The following is a 12638-nucleotide window of genomic DNA, read 5'->3' as shown; positions in this document are numbered from 1 at the left end:
GTGATGATGATAACGAAAAGGATACCATTAGATCTAGTTCAACGTGAAGAAGATAGACCACAAGTTGTTGAAAATCATTTTTATATGATGAAAACGAATGATTTACACGTTTATTACGGCGAAAATCAGGCGATTAAAGGTGTTAGTTTAGGTTTTCCTGTGAATCAGGTGACGGCATTAATTGGCCCTTCTGGTTGTGGAAAATCTACTTACTTACGCGCACTAAATCGGATGAATGATGAAATTGATGGTTGTAAGATGAGCGGTGAAATTCTATATAAAGGCGTTGACATCAATAGCAAGCACATCGATTTATATAATGTCCGTAAAGAAATTGGGATGGTTTTTCAAAAACCAAATCCATTTTCGAAATCGATTTATGAAAATATTGCATTTGGTTTAAAACGTCACGGCATGAAAAGTAAAACCGATCTAATGGAACGCGTTGAAAAAAGCTTGCGTGGAGCAGCGCTTTGGGATGAAGTAAAAGACGATCTTGGTAAAAGCGCATTATCGCTTTCAGGTGGTCAACAGCAACGTTTGTGTATTGCTAGAGCTATTTCCATGCAGCCAGAAGTCTTGCTTTTAGATGAACCAGCTTCAGCACTTGACCCGATTTCAACAAGCAAAATTGAGGATTTAATTAATGAATTAAAAAAGAAATATACGATTGTGATCGTGACGCATAATATGCAACAAGCAGCCCGGATTTCGGATTATACGGCATTTTTCTATTTAGGCGAAGTGATAGAATTTGCGCGAACAAAAGAGCTGTTTACAGCACCTAAAGAAAAACGAACGGAAGATTATATTTCTGGTAATTTTGGTTAAAGAAAAGAGGATTTGATAATGAAGACAACCACAGAACCGTTAATGATTGAAACCAATGAGGTTAACTTTTTTTATGGAGACAAGCAAGCTTTACAAGATATTTCAGTACAAATTACTAAGAATCAAGTGACTGCTTTAATTGGTCCTTCTGGTTGTGGGAAATCAACCTTTTTACGAATATTAAACCGCATGAATGACTTGATTCCTGGTGTGAAAATGACGGGAAGCTTTCGAATTGCAGGAGAAGAAATCACTCAGCTAAAAACAGACATCGCTAATTTGCGTAAAAAAGTAGGGATGGTTTTTCAACAAGCGAATTCTTTTCCTTTTTCGATTTACGATAATGTAGCATATGGGCCGCGCATACATGGCATTTCAGATAAAAAACAGCTAGATGAAATCGTTGAAAATAGTTTGAAACAAGCTGTGTTATGGGATGAAGTAAAAGATCGCTTAGACCTTCTGGCAACCGGAATGTCTGGTGGACAGCAACAGAGACTCTCTATTGCGCGCGTGTTAGCAGTGAAGCCTGATGTTATTTTAATGGATGAACCAACCTCAGCACTTGATCCGATTTCAACAGCAAAAATTGAAGAGCTAATTTTGAGACTAAAAGAGGACTATACGATTGTGATCGTAACACATAATATGCAACAAGCAGCCCGGATTGCTGATAAAACAGCATTTTTCTTAAATGGTAAAGTGGTCGAATTTAGCGATACGGCAACAATTTTCACAAATCCGGCAAAAAAACAAACAGAGGATTATATTTCAGGACGTTTTGGTTAAAGGAGGAAGAGGAATAATGGTTGTAAGAACAATTTTTACAAAACAATTGAATGATTTACACCAGCAATTACTTGAGATGGGTGTTCTGGTGAACGAAGCGATTGTGAAGGCAGTAAAATCGCTAAGTACACGCGATAAAGGGTTAGCAGAACAAGTTATTGCTGGAGATAAAATCATTAATAATATGGAATTGACGCTTGAACAGCACTCATTTGAATTAATTGCTTTACAACAGCCAGTAGGAGCCGATTTGCGTAAAATTGTTACCGTTATGAAGGCGAGTTCTGATTTAGAAAGAATTGGAGATCATGCTGTAAGTATTGCTAAAACAACCAATATTTTAGAGAGTAGTAAAGTTTTACAGCAAGTTTCAGAAATTGTCCAGATGGGTGAAATTGTTAAAAACATGCTCCATGATGTCCTTGATGCTTATTTAGCTGAAAATGTGGACTTTGCTCGTGAAATCGCAGCACGCGATAATGAAGTGGATCATCTGCATCAAGTTGTCTATCAAAAATGTATTGCTTTTATGCACGTGGAACCAGAACTGTTAGAAGATACTTCCCATTTGCTGCTAGTGGCTCAGCATTTAGAACGAATCGGAGACTATGTTACCAATGTTTCAGAATGGATTGTTTATTTAAAAAGCGGTGAAATTGAGGAGCTAAATCAATAAATAGTTGCATAATAGAGTCTTTTCGCGCTATCATGAAACATATAACTTAATTAGTGGAGTGAAAAAATCATGGAAGATAGCAAAGTGCTGTTAGACGAAGAGACGCTCTTTAATGTCACGCAAATTTTTAAAGCATTAGGGGATCCAACGCGTGTTCAAATATTGCATTTACTACAAGATAGAGAATACTCCGTTAATGAAATTGCTCGGACGTTGGTTTTTAATCAAACGACAGTGTCACATCAACTGCGTTTGTTGAAAAATCTGCGTTTAGTTAAATCGAGACGTGAGGGGACATCTATTTTTTATACACAAGATGATAATCATGTGCTTGAATTATTGACACAAGCAATAAGACATACGAAGCACCATTAATGAGGCCTTTTTTAGGTCTTGCCTATCTATATATGTTTATATGCACATATATAAAATAAGTTATTGAAAAATCACGCGGTTTATGGTATCTTAAATATGTGAAGTTGCTCATATATAAATATAAAAAATGGAAAGGAATGATTCCCATGTCTGCAAGCGAAACCGTGCAAAAGGCATTTTTCTTAAAGGGCTTGGACTGCGCAAATTGTGCAATGAAGGTAGAAAATGGAGTAAAAGGAATCAAAGGCGTCGTCACATGTAATGTCAATTTTGCTACAACAACGCTGGTTGCTGATGTCGATGTGGAATCAGAAGAAAGCGTGCAAGAAGCGATTATCGCTAAAATCAAGCAAATTGAACCAGAAGTTACGGTAGAAGATAAAAATACGAAAAAAAATGAACACAACCATGAACATGCTTCGATCAAGAAGATGTTAATTTGTATTGCGATTAGTAGTATTTTTCTTTTTGCAGGTTTATTTATTCCTTTGCCTGTTGCGATGAAGATCGTCCTTTTTGTAGTGGCCTATTTGATTATTGGTGGAGAGGTTCTTTACCGCGCAATCCGCAATATCACGCGTGGACAAGTTTTTGATGAAAACTTCTTAATGGCTATTGCCACAATTGGAGCGTTTGCAATTGGCCAATATCCTGAGGGCGTTGCAGTGATGCTGTTTTACCAAATAGGTGAATTTTTCCAAAGCTTAGCAGTTAACAAGTCGCGGAAATCCATTAGTGAACTAATGGATATTCGGCCTGACTATGCTTTTATAAAACGTGGTGCTAATTTTGTCGAAGTTTCTCCAGAAGAGGTGAGTGTTGGCGATACTATTCGCGTTAGACCTGGAGAAAAGATCCCGCTTGATGGCAGTATTATTGATGGAAAATCAATGGTTGATACATCCGCGTTAACTGGCGAATCTGTACCACGAAAGGTTACGACTGGGAGCGAAGTGCTCGGCGGTTTTATTAATACGAATGGTGTCCTCATTATTGCAGTAACAAAGAATTACGCTGAATCAACGGTATCTAAGATTTTAGACTTAGTAGAAAATGCAAGCAATCGTAAAGCGCCAACAGAGAATTTTATCACTAAGTTTGCAAGATACTATACACCAGCAGTTGTCATTATCGCTTTATTGCTTGCTGTTATTCCACCACTTGTGTTCTCTTTGGAAACATTTTCAGATTGGATTTACCGGGCGCTTGTCTTCCTTGTTATTTCTTGTCCATGTGCGTTGGTTGTTTCAATTCCGCTAGGGTTCTTTGCCGGGATTGGTGCTTCAAGTAAAAAAGGTATTTTAGTCAAAGGAAGTAACTATTTAGAAGCGTTAAACGATGTAAAATATGTTGTCTTTGATAAAACGGGGACGCTAACAAAAGGAATTTTTGAGGTAACAAAAATTGTTCCAGCAGAAGGATTTTCATCAGAAGAAATCAGTGAATATGCAGCAATTGCTGAAGTGCATTCGAATCACCCGATTGCTACATCGATTAAAAAAGCATATGGAAAAACAATAGCTGATGAAAGAATTGCTGATTATGAAGAAGTTTCAGGACATGGAATTAAAGCGAATATTGATGGAAAACAAGTTCTTGTGGGAAATATTAAATTGATGCAGCAAGGAGAATTTCAGGTTGATGCGCCAGAAACGAGTGGGACGATCGTTTATGTTGCTATTGATCAAAAATTTGCTGGCTACTTGATTATTTCTGATGAAGTGAAAGACGATGCTAAAGGAGCAATAACCGCACTTAAAAAACTTAATATCAAAAAGACCGTGATGTTAACCGGCGATGCGAGAGCAGTCGGTCAAGAAGTGGCTAAAAATCTTAGCGTAGATGAAGTTTATTCCGAATTATTGCCACAAGATAAAGTTACACAAGTAGAAAAAATCATGGAGCAAGCCCATTCAAGAGAAAAAGTAGCATTTGTAGGAGACGGGATTAATGACACCCCAGTTCTTGCCCGTTCTGATGTCGGCATTGCGATGGGAGGCTTAGGTTCAGATGCAGCGATTGAAGCCGCGGATATTGTTATTATGACCGATGAGCCGTCACGAATCGCTACTTCCATTAATATTGCTAAACGGACAAGAAAGGTTGTTTGGCAAAATATCATTTTTGCTTTAGTTGTGAAAGGAATTTTCTTGACGCTTGGGGCGTTTGGTTTTGCTACAATGTGGGAAGCTGTTTTTTCTGATGTAGGTGTAACACTACTCGCTGTGCTTAATTCCACACGAATTTTACAAGTGAAAAATTTAGACTAAATAAAAAATAAAGAGTTTAGAGCGTAAACGAAATAAGAGTATCTCGATTTATTTCATTCGTGCTCCAAACTCTTTTTTTGCTCATTTGTAAAAAATTGTGGTAAAGTTAATGACAAATATTGTCGACGGAAAATAATGAATGGACAAACGACTGTCAAAAAAATAATCATGTTGTAAGGAAAGAAGTGATATGATATGGGAATTCATCAATATTTCAAGAGTTTAGTTGACTTAGAAAATATTTACCGTTGTCCAGGCAAGTTCAAATACCAAGAACATTCTGTTGCCGAGCATTCTTTCAAAGTAACCAACATTGCCCAGTTTTTAGGATATGTAGAAGAACAAGCTGGGAATAAGATTGATTGGCGTGTTTTATATGAAAAAGCGCTTAACCATGATTATTCTGAACTGTTCATTGGTGACATTAAAACACCTGTTAAATATGCTACAGAAGAGTTGCGCGGAATGCTTTCAGAAGTAGAAGAAAGCATGGCACGCAATTTTATCAAACGGGAGATTCCAAAAGAATTCCAGGCATTTTATCGCCATCTATTAAAAGAAGGAAAAGATCAAACTTTAGAAGGTAAAATATTAGCGATTGCTGATAAAGTAGATTTATTATATGAGTCTTTTGGCGAAATTCAAAAAGGGAATCCCGAGGCCATTTTTATTGAAATTTATAGTGAAGCCTTGGCCACTATTTATGAATATCGTAAGCTTAGCTCAGTGAAATACTTTTTAAAAGAAATTTTACCAGAAATGTTAGCTGAAAAAGGAATTAACAAAACGGATTTACCTGAACTTACAGCAGATATTATTACACGAGCACTAAAAGAAAATGATTAAAGGAGCTGAAAAGGAGTTGGATCAAATTCTGTCTGCTTTTTTCTTCCCAGGACTACTTATTCTTTTATTCGCACGAGTCACATATAATCGCTTCGTTGCCTTGATCTTAATGTTGGGGCTGATTACTGCTAGCGCTAAAATGGGTTATACTTCTTCTTTTTCAGTTATCATAATAGATGCTTTTTCAATGGTAATTGGCTTTTTTTTATCCGGAATGATGCTAAGACGGCTAAAGTAAAACACGAAAGCGAATTAATAGGGAAAAAGCAAAGATAGTGGTAAAATAAAAAGAAAACGTGATCAAATTTTGATTGCGTTTTTTCTGTCTTTCATGTATAAAAAAGCGAAAATACGTTCGCTTTTTGCTGGGAAGGATATAAAATATATGTTAAAATAAGGATAATAGGTTAGAACAGGATTTGATGTAGAACGGAGGGAAATCATTGACTGATAAATTTGACTTAGTTTCCGCATATAAACCATCAGGAGACCAACCAAATGCAATAAAAGAGCTTGTTGCTAGTATTGAAAGTGGTCAAAAACATCAAACACTTCTTGGTGCAACCGGTACAGGTAAAACATTTACCATTTCAAATGTCATTCAAGAAATCAATAAACCAACGCTTGTCATGGCGCATAACAAGACATTAGCAGGGCAATTATATAGTGAGTTTAAAGAATTTTTTCCAAATAATGCAGTAGAATACTTTGTAAGCTATTATGATTATTATCAACCAGAAGCTTATGTGCCACAAAGTGATACGTACATTGAAAAAGATGCAAGTATCAATGATGAGATTGATAAATTACGTCACTCTGCAACCGCTGCTCTTTTTGAACGACGAGATGTTATTATCATTGCTAGTGTATCTTGTATTTACGGTTTAGGTTCCCCGGAAGAGTATGGTGAAATGCTTGTTTCTCTTCGCAAAGGAATGGAGATTAGCCGAGATGGCTTGCTGCGTAAATTGGTTGACATTCAGTATGATCGGAACGACATTGATTTTCAGCGTGGCCGTTTCCGTGTGCGCGGAGATGTTGTTGAAATTTTTCCAGCTTCAAGAGATGAGCACTGTATGCGTGTTGAATTTTTTGGGGATGAAATCGAACGAATCCGCGAAGTTGATGCACTAACTGGTGAAATTATTGGTGACAGAGAACAAGTATCCATTTTTCCAGCTTCTCACTTTGTCACAAGGCCAGACATCATGCGTCAAGCGGTTGAGAACATTAAAATAGAACTTGCAGAACAATTAAAGGCATTACGCGATGATAATAAATTACTCGAAGCGCAAAGATTAGAGCAACGTACCAATTATGATCTTGAAATGATGGAAGAAATGGGCTATTGCTCAGGTATTGAAAATTATTCTAGGCATCTAGCTTTGCGACCTGCTGGATCTACACCCTATACTTTACTTGATTATTTCCCAGATGATTTTCAAATCGTCATTGATGAATCACATGCCACAATGCCACAAATTAAAGGGATGTATAACGGTGACCAAGCGCGAAAACAAATGCTTGTCGATCATGGATTTCGCTTACCATCTGCCCTTGATAATAGGCCGTTACGTTTAGAAGAATTTGAAAAGCATATTAATCAAATCACATTTATTTCAGCCACACCAGGTCCTTACGAATTAGAAAGAACGCCCGAAGTCGTTGAACAAATTATCCGACCAACTGGACTTCTTGATCCAATTGTCGAAGTGCGCCCTATCCAAGGCCAAATCGATGACTTGATGGATGAAATTAATGATCGTATCAAAAAAGATGAGCGCGTACTTGTTACAACATTAACGAAAAAAATGGCAGAGGACTTAACCGATTATTTAAAAGAAGCAGGAATTAAAGTGCAGTACCTTCATTCAGAAGTGAAGACACTAGAACGAATTGAGATTATCCGTGATTTGCGGCTAGGCGTATTTGATGTGCTTGTTGGAATTAATTTGCTTCGAGAGGGTATTGATTTACCAGAAGTATCACTTGTTGCGATTCTTGATGCAGATAAAGAAGGCTTTTTACGTTCAGAGCGCTCACTCATCCAAACGATGGGACGAGCCGCACGTAATGAAAATGGACGTGTCATTATGTATGCTGATCGAATGACAGATTCCATGCGTACTTCAATTGATGAAACAGAGCGTAGGCGTAAAATCCAAGAAGTATATAATCAAGAACATGGCATTACGCCAAAAACAATCCGTAAAGAAATTCGTGGCGTTATTGCTGCGACCACTGCTGTCGAAAGTGGAGAAGACGAGAAATTACGAGATGTTAGCAAAATGTCGAAAAAAGAGCGCTTAGCTTTGATAGAAGAAATGGAGCACGACATGAAAGAAGCTGCCAAAGCGCTTGATTTTGAACGTGCCGCTGAGTTACGCGATGCACTGCTTGAATTAAAGGCGGAAGGATGAAGCGAAGTTGAACAAAGATAAAATTGTTATTCAAGGAGCCAGAGCTCATAATTTAAAAAATGTAAATGTCGAAATCCCCCGCGATAAACTTGTCGTCATGACCGGACTTTCTGGTTCTGGGAAATCCTCACTTGCTTTTGACACCATTTATGCGGAAGGCCAACGCCGTTATGTGGAATCACTTTCAGCTTATGCTAGACAATTCTTAGGACAAATGGATAAGCCTGATGTTGACTTAATTGAAGGTTTAAGTCCAGCTATCTCAATTGATCAAAAGACAACAAGCCGAAATCCAAGGTCAACAGTCGGTACAGTTACCGAAATTCATGATTATTTACGATTACTATACGCACGTGTTGGCCATCCAATTTGCCCAAATCATGGAATCGAAATTACGTCACAAACGATTGAGCAAATGGTTGATCGTGTTCTAGAATATCCAGAAAAAACACGACTGCAAGTGCTAGCCCCTATTATTTCCGGTAAGAAAGGAACACATAAGAAAACACTAGAAGAAATCAAAAAGCAAGGTTATGTTCGTATTCGTGTTGATGGGGAAGTTTATGACATTACTGATGATATCACCATTGAAAAAAATAAAAAACATTCAATTGATATTATCATTGACCGGATTGTTATTAAAGAAGGCATTCATTCACGACTTTACGATTCATTAGAGGCTGCCCTCAAGTTAGCAGATGGTTATGCAGTTGTCGATCTTATTGGTGAAAAAGAACTTCTTTTCAGTGAACATTATGCTTGTCCATATTGTGGTTTTACTGTTGGGGAATTAGAACCGCGGATGTTTTCTTTCAATAGTCCATTTGGTGCTTGCCCAACTTGTGATGGCTTAGGGACAAAACTAGAAGTGGATGTTGATACCGTTATCCCAGATCGGTCGCTTAGTCTGAATGACGGAGCAATTGTACCTTGGCGCCCAATTAGTTCACAATATTATCCACAAATGCTCAGTTCAGCTTGTAAAGAGTTCGGTATCGATATGGATGTACCGCTCGAAAAGCTACCTAAAGAGCAGCTTGACATTATTTTAAATGGCTCTGGTACAAAAGAATTTTTCTTTGAATACAAAAATGATTTCGGTATGTCACGCGAAACATGGATGCCATTTGAAGGGATTTTGCCAAATGTTGAGCGTCGTTATCGCGAAACGAATTCAGATTTTACACGGGAACAAATGTCACAGTATATGACAGATTTACCTTGTCCAACTTGTCATGGCTATCGCTTAAAAGAAGAAGCTTTAGCTGTAAAGATTGGTGGTCATCATCTGGGGGAAATTAGCAATTTTTCGATCGATGAAGGACTCGCGTTTTTTGATAAGCTAGAGATGTCAGATAAAGAAAGTCAAATTGCTGCGCCAATCCTGAAAGAAGTGAAGAATCGCTTAGGCTTTTTGAAAAATGTCGGCTTAAATTACCTTACACTTAGCCGAGCAGCAGGGACACTTTCTGGTGGAGAAGCACAACGCATTAGGCTTGCCACTCAAATTGGCTCGCGTTTAACAGGCGTCTTGTATATTCTCGATGAGCCCTCGATCGGTTTGCATCAGCGTGATAATGATCGGCTTGTAAGTACACTTCAAAGCATGCGTGATATTGGTAATACATTGATTGTCGTTGAACATGATGAAGATACAATGATGGCAGCAGACTACCTCATTGATATTGGCCCTGGCGCTGGTGAACACGGAGGAACGGTTGTTGCAGCAGGTACACCAACCGAAGTTGCCAAAAATAAAGCTTCCATTACCGGAGATTATTTATCTGGGAAAAAATTTATCCCAGTGCCTGCTGAACGTCGCAAAGGAAATGGCAATAAAATTCAAGTTGTTGGAGCAAAGGCGAATAACCTTAAAAATGTCTCAGTAGATATACCGCTTGGCACCTTTACTTGCGTGACTGGTGTATCCGGCTCTGGAAAAAGTTCGCTTGTCAATGAAGTTTTGCGCAAAGCGTTAACAAGAAAATTAAATCGAGGTAACGTCAAACCAGGCGAACACAAAGAAATCAAAGGCATTGAAAATCTAGAAAAAATGATCGATATTGATCAGTCGCCAATCGGCAGAACACCACGTTCAAATCCAGCAACTTATACTGGAGCTTTTGATGACATACGCGATCTTTTTGCTAGCACAAATGACGCTAAAATACGTGGCTATAAAAAGGGACGTTTTAGCTTTAATGTGAAAGGCGGTCGCTGTGAAGCATGTAAAGGCGATGGGATTATCAAAATTGAAATGCATTTTTTACCAGATGTGTATGTGCCGTGCGAGGTTTGCTCAGGAAAACGTTATAATAGTGAAACGCTTGATATTCGTTACAAAGGGAAAAACATTGCTGAGATTTTAGAAATGACTGTCGAGGAAGGTTTAGAATTCTTTAAAAATCAACCTAAAATCGCTCGTAAATTACAGACAATTGTTGATGTTGGTCTAGGTTATATTAGGCTAGGTCAACCAGCTACAACATTATCAGGCGGTGAAGCGCAACGTGTTAAATTAGCTTCAGAACTACACAAACGTAGTAACGGAAAATCATTTTATATTTTAGATGAACCAACAACTGGACTTCATGCCGATGATATTAATCGATTGTTAAAAGTACTACAACGCTTGGTCAATGATAACGGTGATACGGTACTTGTCATTGAGCATAATCTAGATGTCATCAAACAAGCTGATTATTTAATCGATCTTGGCCCAGAAGGTGGAGATGGTGGTGGGCAGGTTATTGCCACTGGAACACCAGAACAAGTAGCTAAAGTGAAAAAATCGTATACTGGGAAGTACCTTAAACCAATCTTAGAACGAGATAAAAAGCGAACAGCAGCTAAAGTCAAAAAAGCCCAGAAAGATTGACCGATAAAAGCTTTTGACATTTTGCGATTTAGTTTTGTTTTTAAGAAAAACGTAGCATAGGTACTACATTTCGAATGCGACAAATCGAGCGAAGCGTTTGCATTGAATAGGGTTGTCAGAAACCGGAGCGTACGACTGTACGTGAGAATCGGAAGTCTGGCAGCCCTTTTCAATCGTTTATCTACCCAAAGTCTAAATAAAGAATCGTTCTTAGGGTGTATGACAGAAAATGAAAACTGCTTCATAATAAGAACATAGAAAACCTATACCGATTATTTTAGGAGGTCATTTTAAAATGGAAAATGAACGTAAACGTATTCTCGAACTTGTTAAGCAAGGTATAATTTCCACAGATGAAGCACTAACATTGCTTGAAAATATTTCAAAAAAAGAAGGGGAAACAGCAGCGACTGAACATATTCGAAAAGCAGATTCTCCCCATAAAGATAACAGCGAAAAGGGTGAAAACCACGATTACACGCATGGTTGGAACACACAAGATAACCCTTATCACCACGGCAGTAAACGCGAGTCAAACAGACAGCACAATAAGAATGAGTGGAACAAGCAAGATGAAGATACTGATAAAAGAAATAAAAATGAAGAACCATTTAAAAACGTAATCAATGATTTTTCACAGGCAGGTGAGAAATTCGGTTCATTTTTAAATAAAGCATTTAATCAAGTAAAAGACATGCCATTTCCGTTTCTAACTTCAACAAAATTAGAGCGTGATTTTGTTTATCATGATACAACCCTTTCTATTCTTGAATTTGAGATAGCAAATGGGAATGTTGAATTTAAACCGTCAGATAATGATGACATTAAAATTCATGCAATGATCAAGCTTTTCAGGGAATATCCTGAAGAAGAAGCAATGAAAATTTTCTTTGATCGTACAACTTTACGAGTAGATGAAGAAACCCTTCGATTTGAATCTAAATCGAAGCAAATCATCACTAATCTAACCGTATATTTGCCACGTCGCGAGTATGACTATGTTTCCATCAAGATCTTAAATGGCAACTTTCATATTGATGAATTAACAGGTCGTGATTTATTTGCCAAAACAACAAACGGAAATATTAGTGTTGGGACATTAGATGCGACTTTAGCTGAAATTGAGTCAATTAATGGGAATGTCCGCATTCAAAATGGTGTTATTCGTGATGTAGCTTTAAAAACATTTAATGGAAATGTTGCTGTAAAAGGTGATTTTTATTCGACAACCTTACAAACCAAAAACGGCAATGTCAATTATCAACTAACAGGGGAAGAAGCCGTACGAATTAAAGCAAAAACCGGAGCTGGCAACATCGATATTGTTCTACCGGGCGAAATTGGTAAAGATGGCAAACTTCATACGAATCTCGGTAAAATACAACTTGATATTAAAGAAGCTGAAGTACTACAATCCAAAAAAGAATCCGTCAATAAATCAGTTGTTTTTACAAAAATGCCAGAAAATAATAGTGCCTCCGTTCAGATTGAAGCAGAAGCAACTACAGGGACTGTTAAAGTACGTGAAGCAAAGTAATAAACTAAAAGGCAAT

General features: G+C 37.6%; 10 protein-coding genes. All 10 read left to right on the top strand.

What is annotated here, in order from left to right:
- Positions 1-84 precede the first annotated feature (84 nt).
- The 10 genes from pstB (G6Q10_RS08185) to G6Q10_RS08140 all read left to right on the top strand — a co-directional run bounded on the left by pstB (G6Q10_RS08185) (position 85) and on the right by G6Q10_RS08140 (position 12622).
- On the top strand, positions 85-831 hold the full coding sequence (gene pstB / locus G6Q10_RS08185; RefSeq protein ID WP_232057832.1) for a phosphate ABC transporter ATP-binding protein PstB: 747 nt from the start codon (positions 85-87) through the stop codon (positions 829-831).
- 18 nt (positions 832-849) lie between these two features.
- Positions 850-1620: a phosphate ABC transporter ATP-binding protein PstB gene (gene pstB, locus G6Q10_RS08180; RefSeq protein WP_163654970.1), complete on the top strand. Its 771-nt coding sequence runs from the start codon at positions 850-852 to the stop codon at positions 1618-1620.
- Between the two features lie 16 nt (positions 1621-1636).
- On the top strand, positions 1637-2296 hold the full coding sequence (phoU, locus tag G6Q10_RS08175; protein ID WP_163654968.1) for a phosphate signaling complex protein PhoU: 660 nt from the start codon (positions 1637-1639) through the stop codon (positions 2294-2296).
- A gap of 69 nt (positions 2297-2365) precedes the next feature.
- A complete protein-coding gene (locus G6Q10_RS08170; RefSeq protein ID WP_163654966.1) occupies positions 2366-2671 on the top strand; it encodes an ArsR/SmtB family transcription factor in 306 nt (101 codons plus the stop codon).
- 137 nt (positions 2672-2808) lie between these two features.
- Positions 2809-4941, top strand: a complete 2133-nt coding sequence (locus tag G6Q10_RS08165) for a heavy metal translocating P-type ATPase (protein ID WP_163654964.1) — start codon at positions 2809-2811, stop codon at positions 4939-4941.
- 195 nt (positions 4942-5136) lie between these two features.
- Complete coding sequence (locus tag G6Q10_RS08160; RefSeq protein WP_163654962.1) at positions 5137-5787, top strand: HD domain-containing protein; 651 nt, start codon at positions 5137-5139, stop codon at positions 5785-5787.
- Positions 5788-5803: 16 nt separating this feature from the next.
- Positions 5804-6025: a DUF2198 family protein gene (locus G6Q10_RS08155; protein ID WP_163654960.1), complete on the top strand. Its 222-nt coding sequence runs from the start codon at positions 5804-5806 to the stop codon at positions 6023-6025.
- Between the two features lie 205 nt (positions 6026-6230).
- Positions 6231-8207 carry an excinuclease ABC subunit UvrB gene (uvrB, locus tag G6Q10_RS08150; RefSeq protein WP_163654958.1) on the top strand — a complete coding sequence of 659 codons (1977 nt, stop codon included), beginning with the start codon at positions 6231-6233 and terminating at the stop codon, positions 8205-8207.
- 7 nt (positions 8208-8214) lie between these two features.
- Positions 8215-11085 (top strand): excinuclease ABC subunit UvrA, encoded by a 2871-nt coding sequence (uvrA, locus tag G6Q10_RS08145; protein WP_163654956.1) that lies wholly within the window; start codon positions 8215-8217, stop codon positions 11083-11085.
- A 295-nt stretch (positions 11086-11380) separates the two neighbouring features.
- Complete coding sequence (locus tag G6Q10_RS08140; protein WP_163654955.1) at positions 11381-12622, top strand: DUF4097 family beta strand repeat-containing protein; 1242 nt, start codon at positions 11381-11383, stop codon at positions 12620-12622.
- Positions 12623-12638: the final 16 nt, after the last annotated feature.

The sequence above is a fragment of the Listeria sp. PSOL-1 genome, from assembly GCF_902806445.1.
In the GTDB taxonomy this organism is placed as follows: Bacteria; Bacillota; Bacilli; order Lactobacillales; family Listeriaceae; genus Listeria.
This window is presented reverse-complemented; position numbering and strand designations above follow the sequence as displayed.